Source organism: Caballeronia concitans, from assembly GCF_001544615.1.
Lineage (GTDB): Bacteria > Pseudomonadota > Gammaproteobacteria > Burkholderiales > Burkholderiaceae > Caballeronia > Caballeronia concitans.
This window is the reverse complement of record NZ_FCNV02000004.1, coordinates 72,898-96,624: the sequence shown is the minus strand read 5'-3', so window position 1 is coordinate 96,624 and position 23,727 is coordinate 72,898. Positions and strand designations below refer to the sequence as shown.

Annotated in this window: 19 protein-coding genes; 9 read left to right on the top strand and 10 right to left on the bottom strand. The window is 61.8% G+C overall.

What is annotated here, in order from left to right:
* Nucleotides 1-10: 10 nt before the first annotated feature.
* The gene (locus AWB72_RS12770; RefSeq protein ID WP_040052436.1) at nt 11-559 is read left to right on the top strand and encodes a phosphonate degradation HD-domain oxygenase; all 549 of its coding nucleotides are present in this window, start codon (nt 11-13) and stop codon (nt 557-559) included.
* Here the strand turns inward: AWB72_RS12770 and AWB72_RS12765 are convergent.
* Nucleotides 556-3,258 carry a PAS domain-containing hybrid sensor histidine kinase/response regulator gene (locus AWB72_RS12765; protein WP_084593076.1) on the bottom strand — a complete coding sequence of 901 codons (2,703 nt, stop codon included), beginning with the start codon at nt 3,256-3,258 and terminating at the stop codon, nt 556-558. The two genes, AWB72_RS12770 and AWB72_RS12765, sit on opposite strands and share 4 nt — an antisense overlap.
* A 22-nt stretch (nt 3,259-3,280) precedes the next feature.
* Here AWB72_RS12765 and AWB72_RS29785 point away from each other — a divergent pair, with 22 nt between their 5' ends.
* Nucleotides 3,281-3,808, top strand: coding sequence for an FCD domain-containing protein (locus tag AWB72_RS29785; RefSeq protein WP_143754625.1), 528 nt, complete (start codon nt 3,281-3,283; stop codon nt 3,806-3,808).
* Nucleotides 3,809-3,937: 129 nt separating this feature from the next.
* On the opposite strand, the gene AWB72_RS12755 is transcribed toward AWB72_RS29785, so the two are convergent.
* The 3 genes from AWB72_RS12755 to AWB72_RS12745 all read right to left on the bottom strand — a co-directional run bounded on the left by AWB72_RS12755 (nt 3,938) and on the right by AWB72_RS12745 (nt 6,166).
* Entirely contained in the window at nt 3,938-4,369 is a 432-nt protein-coding gene (locus tag AWB72_RS12755) for a PRC-barrel domain-containing protein (RefSeq protein ID WP_040052434.1), read from the bottom strand.
* Nucleotides 4,370-4,490: 121 nt separating this feature from the next.
* A complete protein-coding gene (locus tag AWB72_RS12750; protein ID WP_040052433.1) occupies nt 4,491-4,802 on the bottom strand; it encodes a DUF4148 domain-containing protein in 312 nt (103 codons plus the stop codon).
* Nucleotides 4,803-4,933: 131 nt separating this feature from the next.
* Nucleotides 4,934-6,166: an NAD(P)/FAD-dependent oxidoreductase gene (locus AWB72_RS12745; protein WP_040052432.1), complete on the bottom strand. Its 1,233-nt coding sequence runs from the start codon at nt 6,164-6,166 to the stop codon at nt 4,934-4,936.
* Nucleotides 6,167-6,294: 128 nt separating this feature from the next.
* On the opposite strand from AWB72_RS12745, the gene AWB72_RS28545 reads away from it, so the two are divergent.
* Nucleotides 6,295-6,447 (top strand): hypothetical protein, encoded by a 153-nt coding sequence (locus AWB72_RS28545; protein WP_159459364.1) that lies wholly within the window; start codon nt 6,295-6,297, stop codon nt 6,445-6,447.
* A gap of 23 nt (nt 6,448-6,470) precedes the next feature.
* On the opposite strand, the gene AWB72_RS12740 is transcribed toward AWB72_RS28545, so the two are convergent.
* The 5 genes from AWB72_RS12740 to AWB72_RS12720 all read right to left on the bottom strand — a co-directional run bounded on the left by AWB72_RS12740 (nt 6,471) and on the right by AWB72_RS12720 (nt 14,835).
* Nucleotides 6,471-8,756 carry a mechanosensitive ion channel family protein gene (locus AWB72_RS12740; protein ID WP_084593074.1) on the bottom strand — a complete coding sequence of 762 codons (2,286 nt, stop codon included), beginning with the start codon at nt 8,754-8,756 and terminating at the stop codon, nt 6,471-6,473.
* Nucleotides 8,757-8,781: 25 nt separating this feature from the next.
* A complete protein-coding gene (gene glgX / locus AWB72_RS12735; RefSeq protein WP_052450063.1) occupies nt 8,782-10,905 on the bottom strand; it encodes a glycogen debranching protein GlgX in 2,124 nt (707 codons plus the stop codon).
* Nucleotides 10,892-13,381: a glycogen/starch/alpha-glucan phosphorylase gene (locus tag AWB72_RS12730; RefSeq protein WP_087128104.1), complete on the bottom strand. Its 2,490-nt coding sequence runs from the start codon at nt 13,379-13,381 to the stop codon at nt 10,892-10,894. The genes glgX and AWB72_RS12730 overlap by 14 nt, the downstream gene beginning before the upstream one ends.
* Nucleotides 13,382-13,479: 98 nt before the next feature.
* Nucleotides 13,480-13,797: a hypothetical protein gene (locus AWB72_RS12725; RefSeq protein ID WP_143754623.1), complete on the bottom strand. Its 318-nt coding sequence runs from the start codon at nt 13,795-13,797 to the stop codon at nt 13,480-13,482.
* 234 nt (nt 13,798-14,031) lie between these two features.
* Complete coding sequence (locus tag AWB72_RS12720) at nt 14,032-14,835, bottom strand: MipA/OmpV family protein (protein ID WP_052450062.1); 804 nt, start codon at nt 14,833-14,835, stop codon at nt 14,032-14,034.
* 360 nt (nt 14,836-15,195) lie between these two features.
* Here AWB72_RS12720 and AWB72_RS12715 point away from each other — a divergent pair, with 360 nt between their 5' ends.
* Nucleotides 15,196-16,254 carry a beta-keto acid cleavage family enzyme gene (locus AWB72_RS12715; protein WP_040052429.1) on the top strand — a complete coding sequence of 353 codons (1,059 nt, stop codon included), beginning with the start codon at nt 15,196-15,198 and terminating at the stop codon, nt 16,252-16,254.
* Nucleotides 16,255-16,298: 44 nt separating this feature from the next.
* Here the strand turns inward: AWB72_RS12715 and AWB72_RS12710 are convergent, their stop codons facing one another.
* Nucleotides 16,299-17,309, bottom strand: a complete 1,011-nt coding sequence (locus tag AWB72_RS12710) for an AraC family transcriptional regulator (RefSeq protein WP_040052428.1) — start codon at nt 17,307-17,309, stop codon at nt 16,299-16,301.
* Nucleotides 17,310-17,595: 286 nt separating this feature from the next.
* Between AWB72_RS12710 and AWB72_RS12705 the strand changes: the two genes are divergently transcribed.
* The 5 genes from AWB72_RS12705 (at nt 17,596) to AWB72_RS12685 (ending at nt 23,721) form a co-directional block, all read left to right on the top strand.
* A complete protein-coding gene (locus tag AWB72_RS12705) occupies nt 17,596-18,912 on the top strand; it encodes an MFS transporter (protein WP_040052672.1) in 1,317 nt (438 codons plus the stop codon).
* 73 nt (nt 18,913-18,985) lie between these two features.
* Nucleotides 18,986-19,966, top strand: coding sequence for a quinone oxidoreductase family protein (locus tag AWB72_RS12700; RefSeq protein ID WP_040052671.1), 981 nt, complete (start codon nt 18,986-18,988; stop codon nt 19,964-19,966).
* A 10-nt stretch (nt 19,967-19,976) separates the two neighbouring features.
* A complete protein-coding gene (locus tag AWB72_RS12695; protein WP_040052427.1) occupies nt 19,977-20,825 on the top strand; it encodes a TauD/TfdA dioxygenase family protein in 849 nt (282 codons plus the stop codon).
* Between the two features lie 45 nt (nt 20,826-20,870).
* Nucleotides 20,871-22,547 carry a 3-(methylthio)propionyl-CoA ligase gene (locus tag AWB72_RS12690; protein ID WP_052450061.1) on the top strand — a complete coding sequence of 559 codons (1,677 nt, stop codon included), beginning with the start codon at nt 20,871-20,873 and terminating at the stop codon, nt 22,545-22,547.
* Nucleotides 22,548-22,575: 28 nt separating this feature from the next.
* Nucleotides 22,576-23,721 carry a porin gene (locus AWB72_RS12685; protein ID WP_040052669.1) on the top strand — a complete coding sequence of 382 codons (1,146 nt, stop codon included), beginning with the start codon at nt 22,576-22,578 and terminating at the stop codon, nt 23,719-23,721.
* The last annotated feature ends 6 nt before the right edge of the window (nt 23,722-23,727 follow it).

Genomic DNA, 23,727 nt, shown 5'->3' with positions numbered 1-23,727 from the left:
GAAGAATCGCATGTCACTCTCACTCGCCGATATCCGGCATCTCTTCGGACGGCACGGCGGCATGGCGTATAGCGGCGAACCGATCACGCAGTTGCAGCACGCATTGCAGACCGCCGCGCTCGCGGAAGAGGCCGGCGCCGGCGATGCGCTCGTCGCGGCTTCGTTGCTTCACGATATCGGGCACTTGCTGAACCTGCAAGGCGATACGCCGAGCACGCGGGGCATCGACGATCTGCATCAGTATTACGCGCTGCCTTTTTTGCGGCCCTTATTCGGCGATGCCGTGCTCGAACCGATACGTCTTCACGTCGATGCGAAGCGCTGCCTGTGCGCGATGGATGCGGAGTATGTCGACAAGCTCTCGGCGGATTCCGTGCGCAGCCTCAAACTGCAAGGCGGCGTGTTCGATGAGAAACAGGCGGGCGCTTTCATGTCGAAACCGTATTCGCACGATGCGCTCGCGCTTCGCCGATGGGACGATCTCGCGAAGTCGCCCACACGCAAGACGCCTTCGATCGATCATTACATGACGGTGGTGAGGCGAGTGGTATCGGGCTAGCGGCTATCCACTGACGCCAGCGCCTTTTGCAACGCGCCGATGTCGATCGGCTTGACGAAGTAATGATCGAAGCCGGCTCCCTTGGCGAGCACTTTGTCGTGCGCCTGCCCGTAGCCGGACAGCGCGACAAACAAGGCATGATCGTTTTCAGCATCCAGATGCAGGCGCCGCGCGAGTTCGTATCCGTCCATATCCGGAAGCCCGATATCCAGAATGAAAACCTGCGGAAGAAAAGAACTCGCTTCTTCGAGTCCGGCAAGCGCGGTATTGCGCGTCGCTACGTCATGGCCTCCCAGTCGAAGCAGCGTTGCCAGCGATTCCGCACCATCTTCGTTGTCGTCGACGATAAGAATGCGCAACGGATTCGTCGTTGCATGATCTTCGACTGAAGCAAAAGGGCGCTCAGCGATTAGTCTGTTAGTCTCAAGAATCGGCAGCGTCACGAGAAACACACTTCCTTTGCCGAGACCATCGCTCTTCGCGGTCACGGTGCCACCATGCAGTTCCATGATGCTTTTGACCAATGCGAGTCCGAGGCCGAGTCCGCCCTGAATGCGGTCGGGAGTACGTTCGGCCTGCGTGAATAGCTCGAAGACATGCGGGAGCAGCTTTGCATCGATACCCGTTCCGTTGTCTATCACGCTCATGCACACGAGAGAGCCGGTCATTTTCATGACGAGCTCGATCTTGCCTCCTCTCGGCGTGTATTTCGCAGCGTTGTTCAATAGATTGGCTACGACCTGAATCAGGCGCGTGCGATCGCCCAATACGACAGCGTTGGTCGAAGCGAGTTGAATCGTCAAGTCGTGCTGTCTTGCTTCGATCAACGGCCGGGCCTGCTCGATCGCACTGTTGATGATCTCCTTGATACTGACCTCTTCCTTTTCTATGGTGGCCAGGCCGCGCGTCACGCGAGAGACGTCCAGCAGATCATCGACGAGTTCGGTGAGATGCTTTACCTGACGGAAAATGATGTCGCTGGATCGTTTGACGTCGTGTTCATTGCGCTCGCCCAATACGAGAAGTTGAGCGGCAGTGCTGATGGGTGCGAGCGGATTGCGCAGTTCATGTGCGAGCATCGCCAGGAACTCGTCCTTGCGGCGGTTTTCCTGCTGCAAGGCTTCTTCTGCCTGACGCTGATCCGTTACGTCCGTATTGGAACCGAACCATCGCACGACATTCCCGTGCTGATCGCGGATGGGCACTGCGCGGGACAAGAACCAGCGATACTGTCCATCCGCACTGCGCAGCGGAAAAGTATCTTCCCAGGTCAGTTTGCCGACTACGATGCTGTCGTAATACTTGGCCGTGACGGCTTCGACATAGTCGGGGTGATGCACTTTGCGCCAGCCCCAGCCCTGCATTTCCTCCAGCGTCGTGCCCGTATATTGGAACCAGCGATTGTTGAACCAGAAGATCGACCCGTCGCTATCTGCCATCCAGGCCAGTTGCGGAATGTTTTCAGCCAATGCCCGGAAGCGGATCTCGCTTTCGCGCACCTCGGACTGCGCTTTCTTCAGTTCCGATATATCGAGAACGTATGCAATCGCTTCCGCGTCGGTGTTTCCAAGCGTCGCCGCGCCGACGTAGACCGGCAAGCGCGCACCGTCTTTCCTGAAATATTCTTTCTCGAAAGGCTTCGTTCTTCCTTTCGATTCGAGTTCCGCCAACGCACATGCGTCCGGCTTTTCCCATTCGGCAGGAGTGAGTGACCGCCAGGACAAACCGTGCTGCTCGAGCTCCTCACGCGTGTAGCCGAGCATATGCAGGAATTTCTCATTCGCGGCCGTTATTCCGCCGAGGGAATCGAATTCGTAGATGCCGATGATGTCGGACTCGACGATCTTCCGAAATTTGGATTCCGATCTGACACGCGCCTCTTCAGCCAGTCTTTGCTCGTGGATGTCCGTGCTGGATCCGATCCAGCGCAAGACGTTGCCGGATTCGTCGCGGATAGGCAGTGCCCGCGCAAGCACCCATCGATACTCGCCTGACCGATGCCGCACACGATATTCGATCTGGTAAGGATCGCCCGTGGAGAGACATTTTCCCCATTCCTGCGCCGCACGCTGCTGATCGTCCGGATGAAGTACGTTGCCCCACCTTTCGCCAGTCGTCGAATCTGCGGAAACGCCGGTGAAATCGAAATACTGCTTGTTGTAGTAGTAGTGATCGCCCTCCGGAGAAGTCGACCACACCATTTGAGGCATCGCATTGGCGATTTCCCGAAAGCGGGCTTCGCTTTCTTCAATGGCCTGTTGCTTCAGAACCCGTTCGGTGACGTCTTCGACCTGATGAATGATGTAGACGACCTCTCCCGACGAATCCAGTATCGGCGTGTTCAGCGGACTCCAGTAACGTACTTCGAATTCTTCTTCGGCCGAATCACGCACGGGAATGTCGTATCTTTGTACCGCCATTGCATCAGGCGCCTTGTTCCTGAGTACTCGCAACAGGGAAGCGCGGAGATTTCGGACGCCGGTAGCGGTGGGATCGTCGGGATTATCGGGAAACACTTCGAATACGTTCTTTCCCAGAATCAGCGCACGCGTCGACATGGTGGCGCGAAGACGGGCTTCGTTAGCGGCGACGATGGTGAAATCCGGCGTCAGAATCAGGTAGGGAACGGGCGTGGCCTCGAATAGAAGTCGGAAATCCGGCTCAAGTGTGAAAGGCGAAAGTATTGAGCGAACCGACATTACAACTCCTATACGCGGCTAAATGGAAAGCCGATCTGATTCGACAGATTGTGTCCCGGTTTTGTTCTTGCAGCTTGTAATGAGCAATGGAGAGGCCGGGTGTCGGACGAATGGGCGTCCTGCGTCAATCAAGCTGCTGGGTCGTTATCGGGGTCTGCAGGTGCGCGTGAAAGGCCGCATGAACGAATCGTTCGAGGAGCATCAGGCGGTGGTCGATGCGCTCGCCAGCGGTGATGGCGATGCCGCCGCGTTGCGCGGACATATCGTCGTGCAGGGCGGGTGCAGGCGCAGGACATCGCATGTAATCGGGGAGCGGCGCGAGCTTCGATTCACTCAAGCGCTGCCTCTGCCGGCCGCCTCATCGGCCGCAAGGCGTGATTCTTTCGTGCGGAAAGCGTGCTACTTCTGCCTCTGTTCGACGTTTCCCGCTCCTCGCCGGACCCGTACACTTCTTTCCGTGGCAATGAAACGAAACGACGAGTCGCAACGGAAAGTCACCGAGCATTCCGGCATACCTACACTTTTTCCGGACCACCGGTCGTCGCCGTAGCGGCTCGTGTTTCATCGCTCCGATACTCCGATTGGGCATTCTTAGCCGTTACGGGGAAGCAGTGGTTGTCCTGAGATGGCACGCGAAGCCCCGGCCCGATCATCGGTCGGGGCTTCGTCTTTTCCGGCGCTATTGTGCTTCTTTGAGTTTATGCGGCTTCGGCGGCGCCTTCACCTTGTTGTACTCGAATTCCGGCGTATTCTTCAGCGCCTCTTTGGTCGCGCCCGCCAGATAGAAGTTGCCGTTGCGAATGTCCAGAGAAGAGATCGGCACGGCCACGTCATGCGTGGCCACGCCCAGGAAACCGCCCGTCGAGATGATGGCGGCCGAAACCGTTGCGTCCGGCGAGATCACCAAGTCCTTGATCGAACCGATCTTCTCGTTCTTGTCGTTGTAGACAGCCTTTCCCAGGATGCTCTTCTTCGTGCTCCAGCCCTGAAGCAACGCTTGGGATTGCTCGACCGTGACGCTCAGCGGTTGAGTCCCGGCAACCTGAGCTTGTGCGCCCATGCTTGCAGCGCCGATTACAGTAGCGAGTGCGAGGCATCGCAGCGATTTCATGGATTTTCCTCCGTTCGTGGTTGAATGACCGGTAGTGCAAGGAACAGGCCTAGTTCCGGGCGTCCGTCATCGACTCGCATCGAGCAGCCATGTCCGTGGCGCGTGACGGTCGGTCACCGGTTCACTGCGTTCGTATCGGCGTGCATTCGTGCTGAAACCAGTAGTCGACGAGGCGCTGTGCGGCCTGCAGGTCCTCGGGATAGTAGGGATCGTCCCAGAAGGGGGATGGGTCATATCCCGCTTTTCGCAACGCTGCCAACTCTGACTGATGCTCAGCCATCGTGGGGTTCGCATTGGTCTTTAGTGCAGTCAGGTCGCGGCATTCGCCGTCAGTGAGATACCTTCCTGGCGGCGGCATCTCGCCGACCACGCAACCGGCGAGCACGAATGCCGACGCAAAGGCGATCAGTAAGTGTTTGCGTATTGCGCTCACGATAGTTACTCGCGATTAGTCGCCGCGGGCTTATGCTGGTCTGTCATATTCGCCTCTTTATTGTTGCTCCTATTCCCGCAGAGCAAAACGCATTCCGGATCGTTCAGCGCGCATGTCACGTCGCCATTCGATCAAAATCGGTCTGCCCGGAATGGGCTTGGGTCCACGAGCGGCATCTCGCCGGTCATGAGGTCGGCAATGATTCGTCCGGTAATTGGCCCCAGCGTAAGCCCGTGATGCGCGTGACCGAACGCGAACCATAGATTTGCATGGCGGGGTGCCGGGCCGATCACAGGCATCATGTCGGGAGTGCAAGGACGGCGCCCGAGCCAAGGCTCAGCATCGAGGCGCTCGCCGAGCGGAAATGTTTCGCGAGCAAAAGGCTCGACCGCGTCGAGTTGCACTGGCGTTTTCGGCGTATCTCTGTAGCCCAGCTCGACGCCAGTAGTTAATCGGATACCTCGGGCCATCGGCGTCAGGACGTAACCGATTTCAGCATCGAGAACGGGCTGATTCAAGGTTGCTCCAGACTTCGACGCGTAATGCATGTGGTAGCCTCGTTTGACTTCAAGCGGCAACCTGTAACCGAGCTTCGAAGTCAAGTCACCCGACCACGGCCCCAACGCAAGGACGGCTTGCTTCGCGGTAATGACACCCAGTTCCGTGCTGACTTTCCATCCCGGCCCGAACGTCGATGCATCGCCAATGCAGACAGTGCCGCCCAACTTTTCGAATAACTTCGCGTAGGCCGCGACGAGCGCCGACGGGTCGCTCACGGAGTCTGCGGACGTGTATCGAATAGCTGCCAGTAGCGACGGACCGAGCGATGGCTCCGCCCGGTGCAGCGCGTCATTCGAAAGCGCTTCGAAGGGGATGCCGTACTCTTCCCGCCAACGCGAAGCTTCCGCTAGCGCCAGTTCGAAGGCCCTGTTCGTTCGAAATGCGTTCAGCCAGCCGTTTGTTCTCAGAAGCGATTGGGCGTTGGCGGCCTCGATCAGCTCGCGATGCTCAGAGACGCTGTGTTCGATGAGCGTGGAGTAGGTTTTAGCGATGTCCGCGTGGCGATCGGCGCGCGAGTGATGCCAATAGCGGAAAAGAAACGGCATCAATTTCGGCATGGCCGATGGGTGATACCTGACGTCGGTTGCGCGGTTACCTGCATATCTCGCGAGGCTGGCAAGGTCGCGAGGAAAGGCGTAGGGGTACACGCCCTCGCGCTGAATGATTCCGGCGTTGCCAAGGGACGTCTCGTTCCCGGGCGCTCTGCGGTCAACGAGCGCCACCTTGACGCCACACCGCTGAAGATGCACGGCGACCGACGTTCCGACGATTCCACCGCCCAATACGATTGCATCGAAGTCCATGCGTTGTCCTGTGAAGACACATCGCTCGCATGATAATCCGTCGCCCACGCCCCGCGAAACCAAGGGCACGCCGGACTGGGAAGCGGCACTTGTGAACGAAGATCGCGCGCTCCGAACTGAAGCTGCGCGTGGTCGCGGAGGGTGTCGAGAGCGCGCATCAGGCGGATACGTTGCGCGGCATCGGATGCGATGAATCGAAGGGCTTTCTGTTTCCGGAAGCCATGCCGGGCAGCGCGTTGCCCGCGTGGACGCAGGCGCTCATCGCGCGCGAGGAGGCGTGAACCGACAGTAGCAGCGCCGCGCTTTACGTCCGTTCGGCATTCGCCACGCGCTCTTGTTCTTGCTGCCCGCTCTCGGCATCACGCGGCGGCATCGAATAGACGTGCATCTGCGGCAGCCGCAGTTCGAGACCCGCTTCCTCCATGCTGAGTTTGAGCCGCGCGTTGAGCGCACGCGCAATCGCCCATTGCTTCAGCGGCCGCGTCTTGATTTGCCCTTTCACGACGATGCAGTTGGTCTCGAAACGCTCGAGCCCCAGCACTTCGACCGGCCCGAGAATATCGTGGCGAAAGCGGAAATCCGCCGCCAGTTGCGCGCCCGTATCGACGATCATCCGCGTGATGGCGTCCAGATCCGCATCGAACGGCACGCGGATTTCGAACAGCGCGTAAGCGAAATCGCGCGACAGGTTCTTGACGATCCTGATCTGCGAAAACGGAATGGTGTGCACCGCGCCTTGCCCGTCGCGCAGGCGCACCGTTCGGATGGTCAGGTCCATCACGGTGCCCGCGTGGCCGCCGTCGATATCGATCCAGTCGCCGACCGAAATCGTTTCCTCGACGATGATGAAGAGCCCCGTGATCAGATCCGTCACCAGCGATTTCGCGCCGAAACCGACCGCGAGGCCGATCACGCCCGCGCCCGCCAGCAGCGGCGTCAGGTTGATGCCGAGACTCGCCGCCGCGACGATGGCCGCGAGGCTCGCGACCGTCATGAAGATGCCGTTGCGCACGAGCGGCAGCATCGTGCGGGCGCGCACGCCGGGACTGAGCGCCTTGTTGCGCGAACTGTTCGGGCCGAGCGCTTCGAGAATCACGGTATCGATGACGATCCAGATGAACCACGCGCCGAACACCGTCGCCGTCACCGCAATCAGGCCTTGCCTGAAGGCGGGCGTGAGGGTGCTGTGCCTGATGAGCCGCGCCAGCGGCCCGCTCCACACTTCCAGTTCGAATCGCGCATACGCGAGCCAGAGCAGCAAGACGAGCAGCGTGCAGACGAAACGCCCGAGCCGCATCAGATGAGGTGCGCGCCGTTGCGCGCGGGTATCGCGGCGGCGCGCGAGGTGCATCAGCAATGCGGATGCAAACAGCGTCAGCACGAGCAGCGCCGCGCTGAGCAGCGAGGGCCTCAGCACCGTGCCTTCCGTGCCGCGCCCGTCGAGAATCGCCACCACGGAGGCGGCGGCGATCAGGAGAATCGGGATATGCCAGAGCGAGGCGAGGATATCGAGCGCTTCCGTGGCGAAGCGGTGATCGCGCCGGCTTGCGAACGGGCGATTGCGGATCAGATGCGTGATCTGCCTGCGATGCGCCACCGAGAAATAGCCGCACAGCAGCGCCGTGACCAGATTGGCCGCGGTCGATACCAGCCCCGCGAGATTCGGCCCGAACTGACGCGCGACGTCGGCGTTGGCGGCTGCGTCGCCGAGCGCGCCGCATGCGCCGATGGCGAAGAGCAGCCAAAGCGTGCGGGCCAGCAATTGCCGGACGGCGACGCGCCGGTGCGCCGTGCTGAACACCGTGAACACGATCACGCAAAGCGTCGAAAAGACGGAGCCGGCGAGAATCGCGTAGGCGATGACGAGCCCGAGCGTGCGGCCGGGCGCATCCGGCATGGCGCGCACGAACAGCACCACGACGACGAACGCGACGATCCACGGTCCCGACCGGCGCAACAGAAACGCGAGCAGTTGCACCGAAGCCGGATTCGGCGATGCCGCGATGTCCGGGATATCGCCGAACAGGCGGCGATTGACGTGGACCAGCACGAACGCGCATAGCAGCCAGCCCGCCAGCGTCGCGCCCATGCCGGTCAGGAGCCGTCCGGGCGACACGCCGTTCGCGCCCGTGGCGATGGCGCGCAATTCGCCGAACGCGGCGCTCAGACGCGCTTCCCAGAGGCGCATCGGCGAGAGCCCCGAATTCAGATTCGTTTCCACCGATGCAATGCCCGACGCGATTGCGCCGAGCAAATCGCCCTTGGCCGGCGCGGGCGCGGCGGGCGGCGATTTCCCGGCGGCATCGCGAAGCGCCTTCAATTGCGCGACGAACGCGCTGCGCGATGCATCGTTGTCGAGCGTGCTAATCAGACTGTTCAGCGACCGCACCATTTCCGCCTGGTTCACCGGCGCGGATGCGGACGCCGCGTCCGTGCCCGACGCGCCCGTGAGCGACACGATGCCTTGCATCGTCGCGGGCAGCGGCGCGGCCAGTGCGCCGCGCGTGAACGGCGCGCATCCGGCGATGAGCGTCAGTGCGACGATCCATCTGAAACAGCCCGCTTCGATGCGCCGCGCGAATGCGCACATGGAGAACCCTCCATTACCACTATCATCACGATCGACACGATTCGAGCACGACGATACTGCGCGCGTCGATCCGGCACCGCTCGCGCTCGCGTTCGGCCGTGTCCGGAGCACGCGCGAATCCCGACGATGTATCGACCACGCGACGCCATGCGTTGTGCGTGGCGTCAGCGTCGAATAAGGGAATCGCAGCGTCGCGGGAATCGTCGTTCATGTTGAGCAGGATGTGCAGCATCGCATCGCCGCGCGCATGTCCTGCGAGCGTGAACGCGACGAAGCGCGCGCCGGGATCGTTCCACGCGGGCTCGTTCAGACGCTCGCCGTGCCATGCGACGTCCGGCTGCATATGCCCGTTTTCGGGGCGTCCGGTGAGAAAGCGGCGGCGGCGCAGGCACGCATGACGCTTGCGCAATGCAATCAGATCGCGCACGAAATGCAGCATGGCGCGCGCATCGTCCGCGAGACGCCAGTTCATCCATGAACATTCGTTATCCTGACAAAAGGCGTTGTTGTTGCCGCGCTGCGTGCGCAGGATTTCATCGCCCGCGAGCAGCATCGGCACGCCCTGGCTGAGCAGCAGGATTGCCATGAAGTTGCGAGCCTGTTTCAGCCGCAGCGCGACGATGGCCGGGTCCGACGTTTCGCCTTCGACGCCGCCGTTCCACGAGAGATTGTCATTGCTGCCGTCGCGATTGCCCTCACCGTTGGCTTCGTTGTGCTTCGTGTCGTGACTGACGAGATCGAACAGCGTGAAGCCGTCATGGCAGGTCACGAAATTGATGCTGTTCGCGGGCAGTCTGCCATCGTCCTGAAAGAGGTCGGCGCTGCCCGCCATGCAGGTGCAGACCTGGCCGATGAGTCCCGGCTCGCCGCGCACGAAACGGCGGATCACGTCGCGATATCGTCCGTTCCACTCGGCCCACGCCATGCCGGGAAATGCACCGACGTGATACAGCCCCGCCGCGTCCCACGCTTCCGCGATCAGCGGCACGCGTGCGAGTACGGGCGATGCTTCCATCGCCCAGGGCAGGGGCGGCGTCGCCATGAGTTCGCCCTGTCCGCCGCGCGCGAACACGCTGGCGAGATCGAAGCGGAATCCGTCCACGCCGATGTCGCGCACCCAGTATTCGAGCGCGCGCAGGATGAACGCCGAGACCAGCGGATGATTGCAGTTCACGGTATTGCCGCAGCCGGTGTAATCGCGATAACGCCGCGCATCGGCGGGATCGAGCAGATAAAAGATCTCGTTCGCGAACGCCTTGAAGTGGATCACCGGGCCGTTCATGCCGGCCTCGGACGTGTGATTGAACACGACGTCGAGCAGCACGAGGATGCCGGCGGCATGCAGCGCGTCCACGCATGCGCGGAATTCTTGCGGCGCGCGCGCAGGCTCCACGCAATAACGCGGATGCGGACTGAAAAAGCTGTGCGTGCTGTAACCCCAGTAATTGCGCAGGCCGCGCGCGGCGGCGCTCGCGGGCAGATCGGCTTCATCGAAGGCCATGACGGGCAGCAGTTCGACATGCGTCACGCCCAGTTCCACGAGATACGGAATCTTCTCGATCAGACCGGCGAACGTGCCGGGATGTCGCACGCCGCTCGACGCATCGCGCGTGAAGCCGCCGACATGCAGTTCGTAGACGATGGCGTCATCGAGCGTGCGGACGTCTGCATGATCGTCGGATGCGCCAAGCGGCTCCGTCACGATCGCGCGGAGAGACGGGTTGCCGGGGGCATCCGCGAGACTCGCCTGCATGCGGTCGTAGAGGCGGTCGCTCACGGCGCGCGCGTACGAGTCGAGCAGTTCCTTGCGGCTCACGGCTTCGTCGCTCATTTGCGGCACGCCGTGCGGACCTGAGACGCGCCATGTATACCGGCATCCCGCCACGAGCCCTACGACGAACACATGCCAGAAGTAGAACGTGCGGTTCTCTTCGCGATCGAGCGCCACGACCTGAAGCGGCTGCACGCTTTCATCGGAGTCGTACAGCAGCAGTTCGACGTGCGTCGCGTGACGGCAAAACACGCAGAAATTCACGCCGTCCGCTTGCACCGACGCGCCCGGCGGAAAACGCGATCCGGGCCGCGTCGCATACGGAAGATGATGCGGTCGCGGTTGCGAAGGTTGCGCCTGCGCGTCAGGATCGCGCATGGTCGATCCTGACCGGCCGCGTCGCCCAGATCCGCTCGGCGTATTCCGCGATAGCGCGATCCGACGAGAACTTGCCCGAGCGCGCCGTGTTCATGATCGACATGCGCGTCCATTGCTCTTTATCGCGCCACGCTTCGTTCACGCGCTCCTGACAGCGCACGTAGTCCGCGAAATCGGCCAGCACGAGAAACGGGTCCGACTGCATGAGATTGTCGAGCAGCGGGCGGAACATGTCCCGGTCGCCGCGCGAGAAGCGTCCTTCGGCAATCTGATCGAGTGCATCGCGAAGGGTGTCGTCGTTGCGCACGTAATCCGCCGGACGATAATCGGAGCGCTTCAGTTCATCCACTTGCGCGGCAGTGAGACCGAAGAGGAAGAAGTTCTCTGCGCCGGCTTCCTCGCGTATCTCCACGTTGGCGCCGTCCAGCGTGCCGATGGTCAGCGCGCCGTTGATCATGAACTTCATGTTCCCCGTGCCGGATGCTTCCTTTCCCGCCGTGGAAATCTGCTCCGAGAGATCGGCCGCCGGATAGATCGCGTGGCCGTTCTTTACATTGAAGTCCGGATAAAACACGACCTTGATGCGCCCGCCGATAGCGGGATCATCGTTCACTGTTTCCGCAATGCCCGTGATCAGGCGAATGATGAGCTTCGCCATTGCATAGCCCGGCGCGGCCTTGCCGCCGAAGATAAAGCAGCGCGACGGGAGATCGAGATCGGGATTGCGGCTGAGCCGCCGCCACAGGCTGATGATGTAAAGCGCGTTCAAATGCTGGCGCTTGTATTCGTGAATGCGCTTGACCTGAATGTCGAAGAGCGCGCCCGGATTCACTTCGATGCCCGTCGTCGCGTGGATGCGCACCGCGAGCGCCGCCTTGTTGTCGTGGCGGACCTTGCGCCATGCATCGTGCAATGCAGGCGAGTCGGCGTGAGCGGCGAGTGCGTCGAGGCGCGCAAGATCGTGACGCCAGTCGGTGCCCAATGTATCGTCGAGCAGGCGCGCGAGCGCGGGGTTGCTCAGCATCAGAAAGCGGCGCGGGGTGACGCCGTTCGTCACGTTCAGGAAGCGCTCCGGAAACATCTCGGCGAAATCGCGCAAGACGGTTTGACGGAGCAAGTCGGAATGCAACGCGGCTACACCGTTGACCGCATGACTGCCGACAGTCGCGAGATGCGCCATGCGCACTTTTCTGTCGCCGGCTTCGTCGATGAACGACATGCGCATGACGCGCGCGTCGTCACCGGGATAAATGCGCCGGACATCGTCGAGAAAACGCCGGTTGATTTCATAGATGATTTCGAGCGGACGCGGCAGCAAGCTCTGAAACAGCGGCAAGCCCCACGTTTCGAGCGCTTCGGGCAGCAGCGTGTGATTCGTATAAGCCAGCGCGCGTTGCGTGATATTCCATGCCACGTCCCATGAAAGACCGCGTTCGTCCAGCAACAGGCGCATGAGTTCCGCGACCGCGATCGACGGATGCGTATCGTTCAGTTGCGCGGCAAAGAGATCCGCGAAACGTTCGACCGGCAGGCCCTTCGCGTCGCTCAAACGCAGCATGTCCTGAAGCGAGCACGAGACGAAGAAATACTGTTGCGCGAGGCGCAGCCGCTTGCCGGCATCCGGCTCGTCGTTCGGATACAGCACTTTCGAAAGCGTCTCCGAGACGACTTTCATTTCCACCGCCTCATAATATTTGCCGGCGTTGAAGTCCTGAAAATCGAACGACTCGACGGCTTCGCTCTTCCACAGGCGAAGCACGTTGCACGTATTCACGCGGTAACCCTGCATCGGCATATCGCAGGCCACGCCTTTAACCTGGCCCGTGTGATGCCATTGCACGCGCAGCCTGCCCGCTTCATCGGTCGTGCATTGCGTGTGTCCGCCGAAGCTGACGTAATAACTGACATCGGGACGCACGATCTCCCACGGATTGCCTTTCTGTAGCCACTTATCGGTGACTTCCACTTGCCAGCCGTCGCGCAACGCCTGATCGAAGATGCCGAACTCATAACGGATGCCATAGCCGATAGCCGGAATTTGCAGGGTCGCGAGCGAATCCAGATAACAGGCCGCGAGACGTCCGAGCCCGCCATTGCCGAGACCGGGCTCTTCTTCGACGGCGAGCAGTTCGTCGAGATTCTGACCGAGCGAGCGCATGGCCTCGCGCGCTTCGGATTCCAGTCCGAGGTTGAGCAAGCTATTGCCGAGTTGCGGGCCGATCAGAAATTCCGCAGACAAATAACACGCTACCTTGATGTCGCGGGCGGAGTAGGTTTGCATCGATCCGGCCCAGTTCGCGAGCATGCGATCGCGCACGGTGTAGGCGAGCGCCATGAACCAGTCGTGCTGCGTGGCGATGTCCGGATAACGCGCCTGACGGCAGATGAGATTGCGTTCGACGTCGTGTGCGAATGCCTGTTCTTTCGCGGCGGGATCAATATCGACGGCGACTTCCGGTGCAGGGATTTCGCTCATGGCGCTCTCCTCACTGTGGCACGCTTACAGTGAGGAAGCTTATGATAGACGCGCCTGAATACAAGCAGGACCCACGTTCGAACGGGCAGCGCGAACGCCTAGAAAGGGCGCCGCACGGAGAACGTCACGCTTTTTTCATGGTCGTGATTCGCGCCGAGTTGGGGACTGGCGGAGAAGTGCCACTCGTCGTCGTCCTGATTCGCGAAGCCATCGCGCGATGCGCTCCGGCTGGAAATGACGCTGGGCGCGGGCGTCGGCAGATACTTCGATTCGTTCGGGCCGAAGCCGGACCCGAAGAGTGCGACGCGGTTCGCGCTCGCATCGAGCGTCAAGTTATCGAAGGGCCGATGCGAACGAACGCGGCGCAGCGGCGTCTCGTTGCCGAGCGAGAGGGCGGCGGGGTACGAGAAAAACAAAAGGCTCGAGCCGCTTCTTTCCGGCAATACGAAGCGGGCTTGTTCAGCGGCGCAAGCGAGGTTGGCGACAAGAAGACATGCCATGCCGGCAACCCGATATTTTCGAAATCGAAGCATCATCGAATGAAACACGGCGCGCATTGCGCGGAGTGGGAAAACATTCGTAACGCATGCAGTTTAGTTGATATTACGAGTTCGCGTGATCGGCTGAAATGCCCATTGCACGAGTGCTTCTCATTTGAACGCGTAGGCGAGTCCCACGCCGTAGGTCAATTGATTGCGCGTGCCGCGTTGCATCACGATGGGACTGGCCGCCGCGTCGCCCATCAGCCGCTGGTAGTAGATCATCGCACCCACATACCACTTCGGGGCCAGCCGGTAGATGCCCGCAACCCAGCCGGTCAACTGATTGAGGCCGCCGCCCGGATTGAATGCGGGAAGGCCGCTCTTTTGCGCGCCCTCGGGCGTCACGCCGTAGTACGTTTCGTTGAAGCCGCCGCTCACCCATGTCGCCCCTGCGCCCGCGCCGATAAACACACGCGAATGCAGCGGGAACCACGCGCTCGTGTTCAGCGACACGCGTGCGCCCGTATAGACCGCGCCCGCGTTGGTGACGACCGTGACTTCTCCTCGCAGCCGATACGGCACGTCGCCGATATGGCTGTATTCGTAGCCGACGAACCCGCCGCCTTCGAGCGTGGTGGACACGTCGTGGACTTGCGATACGACCGCATCGTCGACATTGCGGCGGCCCAGACGAAGCGCCAGCGCCGGCCCCCATTGCAGGCCGGTGAGTCCGCCGAAGTTGTATTGCGCGTAAGTGCCGTACCACTCGAAAAGGTGGCCGCCGCCGGTCACATAGCGCATGCCCGGAAGCACGCCGACGATGCGGTCCTTGCCGCCTGCATACTCGGTTGTCGAGCCGATTCCCGCGCCGAAGAAGTTGGGCAGTGCGTTCGAGATATCGATTGGACTGGCGAACGCGCTGTCGAAGACGAGCGTCAGGCATGTTGCGATGACGGTTCTGAACGCATTCACGGCGGTCCTCTCACGTCGAAGCGAAGCTGAACGAGTAAGCAAATAGCAGGGGCGTCAGAACGCGAGAGATATCACACCGCGGTCGCGCGTTGGAGTCTCGCGCGATCCGTGGCGTCGGGGAAAACCCGGGGCCGTAGCCATCGTTCGATGGCGCGCAATCCTAAAAGAATGGCATCGAATACGCAAAGCCTTTGACCGCGATGCCGTATCTTCGCGGCATCGTCGCATCCCGTGCGTCTCGTCATCCTGACGCGCAGGCGACAAGACGGGTTCATGCCGGGGAGCGTCCTTCGTCGCCGACGTGTTCCCCGCCGGATGCTCCCGGTTCTCTTCTCCACAACTCTCTCTGGAGACCAAGTCATGAACTTTCTCGACGGCTCGCTCTACACCGAAAATCAGCAACCCCTGATCATCACGGCCGCGCCCTATGCGCCCGCGTGGGTGCCCTCCGATTTTCCTGAAGATATCCCCGTCACGATGGAGCAGCAGATTCAGAAGGCGGTGGACTGCTATAACGCCGGCGCCACCGTGCTTCATCTGCATGTGCGCGAACTCGACGGCAAGGGCAGCAAGCGGCTGTCGAAGTTCAACGAGCTGATCGCCGGCGTGCGCAATGCCGTGCCCGAAATGATCATCCAGGTGGGCGGCTCGATCAGCTTCGCCCCCGAGACCGAAGGCGCCGCCGCCAAATGGCTCAGCGACGACACGCGCCACATGCTGGCCGAACTCGATCCCAAGCCCGATCAGGTGACGGTGACCATCAACACGTCGCAGATGAACGTCGTCGAACACTGGGAGGATGCCGATGTCGAAGGCACCTCGATGGCAGACCCCGACGTGTACAACGCCTACAAGGAGATGACCGTGCCGGCGCAACCGGGATGGGCCGAGGAGCATATCCGCCGCCTGAACGCGGCGGGCATCCAGAGTGCGTTTCAGTGCTACAACATCAACAGCCTGGAGTCGGTGGAGCGTCTGATCCGGCGCGGCATCTACAAAGGGCCGCTGGTCATGAACTGGGTGGCGATCGGCGGCGGCATGGATGCGCCGAACATCTACAACCTGTCCAACTTCCTGCGCGCCACGCCCGACGGCGCGGTGCTGACGGTGGAAAGTTCGATGCGCAACGTACTGCCCGTCAATATGATCGGCATTGCGACGGGACTGCATGTGCGCTGCGGTATCGAAGACAATATCTGGAACCAGTCGCGCACGGCACGCATGAGCACCGTCGAGCAGATCGAACAACTCGTGCGCATGTCACGCGAGTTCGGCCGCAAGGTTGCGACGGCGCAGGAGGCGCGCGATATCTGCAAGATCGGCGTCTTCTACGACACGGTGGAAGAGACGCTTCTCGCCAACGGTTTCGCGCCTAATCGCGTGGGCGCCACGCAGGGGTTTCTGCGCAAGGCCGTCTGATATCGGGAAGGCTGAGCGAAGCGGCGCGCCGTGCGCCGCTCGTCTCACTTGCCCTGACGATTACGCCAGTCGCGCGGTGTCATGCCGAACCGCGCGTTGAACCAGTTCGTGAACGAGCCCTGCTGGTTATAGCCCAGCAATGCGGCCACCCTTCCGATCGGATAGCGCGCATTGCTCATGTAGCGCACCGCCAGTTCGCCTCGCACCTCTTCCACCAGTTCCGAAAAACTCGTATCAGCCGATGCAAGCCGGCGCTGCAGCGTACGCACGCTCAGGCGCAGATGGCGCGCGGCGTATTCGACCGTACCCTGTTCGAGCGGGAGCAGAAGGTAGATCGCCTTGCGCACTTCCAGCGCGATCGAATCCGCGTTGCTTGCGTTGCTTGCGTTGAGCGGCTTGGCGAGGCTTTCCGCGTATCGAACCAGTTCGGGATCGGCGGCCGGGTTCGGGTAATCCAGCTCGGATGCTGCGCACACGAACCCGTTGAAGTCGCTGCCGAATTCGAGCGGACAGGCGAAGAAGCGCCGATGAAACGTCTGATCGGCCGGACCGCAATGCGTGAAATGCACGGAACGCGGTTTCCAGTGGTTGCCCAGCAAGGCGCTGGAGTGCCGCGCGAGAACGCCCACTGCGAGTTCGATTGCCTGCCGGGTCGGCGTGCCCGGATCGACGACCAGTTCTTCGCGGATCGTGACCGTTTCCCCCACGTCTTCGATATAGACGGCCAGCGCTTCGTTAAGCAAATGGCGAAATTCGGCGGCGGCCAGCAAAGCGTCGCGCAGTGTGCGTTTATGCGCGAGCAGGACATTGATCACGCCCGTGCCGAATTTCTGCCGCGTCTCGGCCATGCGCAAGGCGAAGCTCGGGCACGACGCCATTTCCGCAGTGAGTTCGAGCAGACGGCAACACGCGGCAGCGGGGACGCGCTCGTCCGGATTCGCGAGCGCGGCGGGATCGATTCCGAGGCGTTGCACCAGATCGATGGGGTTCAGTCCGAGCCGCCGGGCAGTATCGAAATAGCCGCTCATTGCGATCGAACGCAGCATCGTTTCCATCGCCTACCTCCATGAGTTTTACCGGGTATCGACAGGCACCCGTGTTTACGCCCAGTGGCACCGATAGATAAAAGTATGGCGGCAAATCGTAAAAGAACAGTGCGCAATGCCCGTATTGTGCCTGCATACGCTGTGTTCCGATTCAGAAATTTTTCGCCGCGTCGCACATGACCGGCAATACGTTGACACGCCTGCGGCCCTCGCTCCGAGAGCGACGGATAATCGCAAGAGGGCGTCTTTTGTCGAGGCACGCAGTTGCCATCGAGACAGGCAAAGGAGATGAATGATGCTCATGCAGCACGCCGAGTCCGCCACGGACGATGCTTCTTCGACACAAGCCGATGTACGCGGCTACGCCTGGGTGGTGTTCGCCCTGACGATCGGCCTGCTGCTCTCCGACTACATGTCGCGGCAAGTGTTGAACGCCGTGTTTCCGCTGCTCAAGGCGACGTGGAATCTCTCCGACACGCGGCTGGGATCGCTGAGCAGCGTGGTCGCATTGATGGTCGGCTTGCTCACGTTTCCGCTGTCCGTGCTGGCCGACCGCTGGGGCCGCGTGAAGAGCATCGTGCTGATGGCGGCGATGTGGAGTCTCGCGACACTCGGATGCGCGATCTCGACGAACTACGGCGAGATGCTGCTGGCGCGCGCTTTCGTCGGGATCGGTGAGGCGGCGTATGGGAGTGTCGGCATCGCGGTCGTGCTCAGCATCTTTCCGGCGCGGCTGCGCGCCACGCTCACCGGCACGTTCATGGCGGGCGGTGCGTTCGGCTCGGTGCTGGGCATGGCGCTCGGCGGGTCGATCGCTGCGCGCATGGGCTGGCGGCCGGCATTCGGCGCGATGGCGGCGATGGGCATCGTGCTGGTCATTGCGTATCGGATCGTCGTCACGGAAAAGCGTCTCGCGCCGCTGCAACCGTTCAGCACGCGCAAACAGACGCTCGGCGTGCGCATGAGTTTTCTGGCGCTGATGAAGGGTCTCTTTTCGACGAAGTCGGTCGTGTGCGCCTACATCGGCAGCGGCATCCATCTGCTGGTGCCTGCCGCCGTATGGGCGTGGATGCCGAGTTTCCTGAGCCGCTATTACGGCATGTCTACCGCGAAGGCGGCGATGAGCGCGGCGCTGTTCGTGCTCATTACAGGCGTCGGCATGGTGATGTGCGGCATGTTGGCCGATCGTCTCGGCAAGCATGTGCGGGAAAGAAAGTGGAGCACGGCGATTGCCTTTTGTCTCGCGTGCTTCGTCTTGCTCGCGGTCGGTTTTCGCATGCCCGCAGGTCCGCTGCAACTGCTGCTGATCGGCGCGGGCATGTTCTTCAGCGCGGGCGCAAGCGGCCCGTCCGGCGCGATGGTCGCGAACCTCACGCCGCCGTCGATCCATTCGTCCGCATTCGCCACGCTCACACTCGCGAACAACCTGCTGGGACTCGCGCCCGCAGCGTTTCTGACCGGCGTCTTGGCTGATCGGATCGGACTCGTCGGCGCGTTGCAGCTCGTTCCGTTCGCACCGTTGCTCGCGGCGTTCGCATTCTTTATCGGCAGGCGCAACTACACCGGCGATCTGAATCGTCTCGATGCGCTGCGCCAGCAGTCCGCACGCTGAAAGGCGTTTTCATTTTGTCCATGAGCATCGGCGCGATGCTCATGAACGCAACACCATGCTCGAGGAGATCAAGATGGCAAAAGCAGTGCGCATCCATGAAACCGGTGGACCCGAAGTCTTGCGCTACGAGAATGTCGACGTGGGCAAGCCCGGCCCCGGTCAGGTCCGCCTGCGCCATGAGGCCGTAGGACTGAATTTCGCCGATACCTATTTTCGCAGCGGTCTTTATCCCGTTCCGCTGCCTGCCGGAATGGGTGTCGAAGCGGCGGGCGTGGTGGAGGCCGTGGGCGAGGGCGTGACGAACGTCGCTGAAGGCGATCGCGTCACCTATACCGGTTTCATCGACACGCTCGGCGCATACAGCACCGAACGGGTGATCGCCGCCGCGCCGCTCATCAAACTTCCTGCCGCGATCTCTTTCGAAACCGCTGCGGGCATGACCATGCGCGGTCTGACTTCGGCCTATTTGATGCGCCGCATCTATCCGTTCAAGGCGGGCGACACGATCCTTTTACATGCGGCTGCCGGCGGCGTCGGCCTGATCGTGTCGCAATGGGCGCGGCTGATGGGCCTCACCGTGATCGGCACGGTGTCGTCCGATGCGAAAGCCGCTGTCGCGCTCGCCCACGGTTGCGATCACGTCATCGACTACAGCCGCGAAGACGTGGCCAAACGCGTGCGCGAACTCACCGATGGCGTGGGCGTGCAGGTCGTGTTCGACAGCGTCGGCAAAAGCACCTTCGAGGGCTCGCTCGATTCGCTCAAGCGTCGCGGCCTGATGGTCTGCGTCGGTACGGCCTCCGGTCCCATTCCGCCGTTCAATCCGCAGATCCTCGCCATGAAGGGCTCGCTCTTCCTGACGCGTCCGGCGCTCGCGGACTATATCGCCGACCCCGCCGACAAACGCGAACTCGCCGACGAACTCTTCGGGCACATCGCGGCGGGGCGCATCGAGATCGAAGTCAATCAGCGTTACGCGCTCGAAGACGCGGGGCAAGCGCACCGCGATCTCGAATCCCGCAAGACGACGGGCTCGTCGGTTTTCATCATCTGAGGAGCTTGCCATGCAAGTTGAACAATTGACCTGCTCGATCGGCGCGGAACTCGTGGGCGTCAATCTCGCCGATGCGATCCGCGACGACAGCCTCTTTGCCGACATACGCGCGGCATTGCTCAAGCACCGCGTGCTGTTCCTGCGCGATCAGCACATCACGCGCGCCGAGCACGTGGCATTCGCGCGACGCTTCGGCGAGCTCGAAGATCATCCGGTCGCAGGCAGCGATCCCGAGCATCCGGGACTCGTGCGCATCTACAAGTCGCCGGACCAGCCCAACGACCGCTACGAAAACGCGTGGCACGCGGACGCGACCTGGCGCGAAGCGCCGCAATTCGGCGCCGTGTTGCGATGCGTGGAGTGCCCGCCCGTCGGCGGCGACACGATGTGGGCGAACATGGTGCTGGCCTACGAGAACTTGCCGGCGCATGTGAAGGAGCAGATCGCGGATCTGCGCGCACGCCACAGCATCGAGGCGAGCTTCGGCGCGGCAATGCCCATCGACAAGCGCCTCGCATTGAAGGCGCAGTTTCCGGATGCGGAACACCCGGTCGTGCGCACGCATCCCGAGACCGGCGAAAAGATTCTGTTCGTGAACGCCTTCACGACGCACTTCACCAACTATCACACGCCTGCGCGCGTGCGCTTCGGGCAGGACGCGAACCCCGGCGCGGGGCAATTGCTCGCGTATCTCATCAGCCAGGCGTACCTGCCGGAGTATCAGGTTCGGTGGCGCTGGAAGCCGAACAGCATCGCGATCTGGGACAACCGCAGCACGCAGCACTACGCCGTGATGGATTACCCGCCGTGTCATCGCAAGATGGAGCGTGCGGGGATCGTCGGGGACAGGCCGTACTGAAGCAATCGCTACACGGCGCCATACAGAATATTCGAGGAGACAAAGATGCAAGGTCTGATGATGCAGCAGCCGCTACTGGTGGCTTCGCTGCTCATGCACGCGGAACGCCATCACGGTGAACAGGAGATCGTGTCGCGGCGTGTGGAAGGCGATATTCACCGATATCGATATCGCGATCTGGCGCAACGCGCGCGTCGGCTGGCGAACGGGCTGGCAGCACTCGGCATCGCGCCGGGCGAGCGCGTGGCGACTCTGGCGTGGAACGGTTATCGCCACATGGAGTTGTACTTCGCCGTCTCGGGGTCCGGCGCGGTATTGCACACGCTCAATCCGCGACTGCATATCGATCAGGTGTCCTACATCATCGAACATGCGGAAGATCGCGTCGTGTTCTTCGATCTGTCCTTTTTGCCGCTGATCGAAAGTCTCATGAAGCGCGTCAAAAGCCCGAAGTGCTTCGTGGCGATGACCGATCGCGCGCACATGCCGAAAGCGCTCGGGCACGCCGACGCGCTGCTGTGCTACGAGGACCTGATCGACCGTCATGACGATGCCTTCGACTGGCCGATGCTCGACGAGAACGATGCGTCGTCGCTTTGCTACACGTCCGGCACGACCGGCAATCCGAAGGGCGTGTTGTACAGCCATCGCTCGACCGTGCTGCACACGTATGCCGCGGCGCTGCCCGACTCATTGAACTGCTCGGCGCGCGACGTGATCCTCCCCGTGGTGCCGATGTTCCATGTGAACGCGTGGGGATTGCCGTACATCGCGTGCATGGTCGGCGCGAAGCTGGTGTTCCCCGGACCGGCGCTCGACGGCAAGTCGCTTTACGAGCTGATCGAAGCCGAGCAGGTCACGCTGTCGGCCGGCGTGCCGACGGTCTGGCAGGGGTTGCTATCGCACGTTGCCGAGCGGGGCGGCACTTTCTCTTCGATGCGGCGGACCGTGATCGGCGGCGCGGCGTGTCCCACGGCGATGACCAGTAAGTTTCAGGAGTGCTACCAGGTAGAGGTGCTGCATGCGTGGGGCATGACCGAGTTGAGTCCGGTCGGCACGGTCTGCAGCTTCAAGGGGCATCAGTCGGCGCTTTCGGGGGAGCATCGCTATGCGGTGCAGGCAAAGCAGGGCCGCTCCGTGTTCGGCATCGACATGAAGATCGTGGGTCCGGACGGCGCGGAAGTGCCGTGGGACGGCCACGCGACCGGCGACCTGCTCGTACGCGGTCCGTGGGTCGCGCGGCAGTATTTCGGCACCGACGACCCGCCGCCGTTGCAGGACGGCTGGTTCCCGACCGGCGATGTCGCGAAGATCGATGCGGACGGCTTCATGCAGATCACCGATCGCAGCAAGGACGTCATCAAGTCCGGCGGCGAGTGGATCAGCTCGGCCGATATCGAAAACGTCGCGAGCCGGCATCCCGAAGTCACGATGGCGGCGTGCATCGCCGCGCGGCATCCGAAATGGGACGAACGGCCGTTGCTGCTGATCGTCACGAGGCCGGGCAGCACGCTCACCGGCAGTGAGTTGCTCGCGTTCCTGGATGGAAAGATTGCAAAGTGGTGGCGGCCGGACGCCGTGGTGTTGGTCGAATCGATCCCGCTCGGCGCGACCGGCAAGGTACTCAAACACCGGTTGCGAGAACAATACGCAAATTACTACGTGACTGCCCTGACGGAACGCTCCGGCAGCAGCGCCGCTTCCATCACCCAACACGAATAAACGACGAGCCGCAGGAGACAGAATGAAACTGGAGTTGAAGTTGAGCGGCGCCGCGGCGCTGGTCACGTTCGCCGCTGCCGCCCAGGCCCAATCGTCGGTGACGCTTTATGGGGTTATCGACAGCGGGCTGCTGTATCAAAGCACCTCGGCGGCGACGTTCCAGCCGACCGCGCGTAACCAGGGACATGTCTATCAGCTCAAGGATGGCGGCATCTATTCCAGCATCTGGGGGTTGAAGGGGAGTGAGGACATAGGCGGCGGGTACAAGATCAATTTCAAGCTGCAAGGCTCGTTCAACATTGCGAATGGCAGAGTCGGTCTGTCCGATACGCCCGGCTCGGTCGCCGTGTTCAACCAGTTCGCGACGATCGGCGCATCGACCCCGTTCGGTACATTCGACGCCGGCCGTCAGATCATCCCGATGATCTACGCGATGTCTGAAACCGATGTCCGTGGCGCGCAGTATTTCGGCAGTATTCTGACCGCGTGGCTGGGCATCAATCAGGCTGCCGGCTGGCCGGGCACGAGCACGAATGCACCGATCGGGGCGCTCTATGACAGCAACGCGCTGGTCTACAACTCGCCGAAATTCTATGGCGCCTCGCTTGCGCTCGAGTTCGCGCCGGGCGGTGTCGCGGGACAGGCGCAAGGCGGCACGCGCGAGTCCGCGGTGCTCAAGTATTCGAACTATGGCCTCAACCTCGCCGCCGTGTATTACAACGGACACGATACCAATCCGTATCCGCTGACTTACCCGGCGACGCCCGCCGTCCCCGCAACAGGCCTCGCCAACAACCGCTTCTACTACTTCGGTGCGATGTACACGATCGCCGGATTCTCGATCTCGGGATCGTACGGCATAGGCAAGAATCCGTCGAACAGCGGCGCAGCGAACTTCGAAATGATATCGGGCGGCCTCGGTTATCAGTTCAATCCGCGCTTCAAGATCACCTCGGGCTACTACTACCTGAAGGACCGGAACCATTCGGCGAATCACTCGAGCGAAGTCTCGCTCGGCGCTGAATACAACGTCTCGCAGAGGACCAAGGCTTATGCGCAGGTCGGATACGTGGACAACAAGGGCACCATGAATCAGACGATCATCTACGGAGCGCCGGTCGCCCCCGGCACGTCCACCACGGCGGCGATGCTCGGCATTCGCCACGCTTTCTGATTCCGC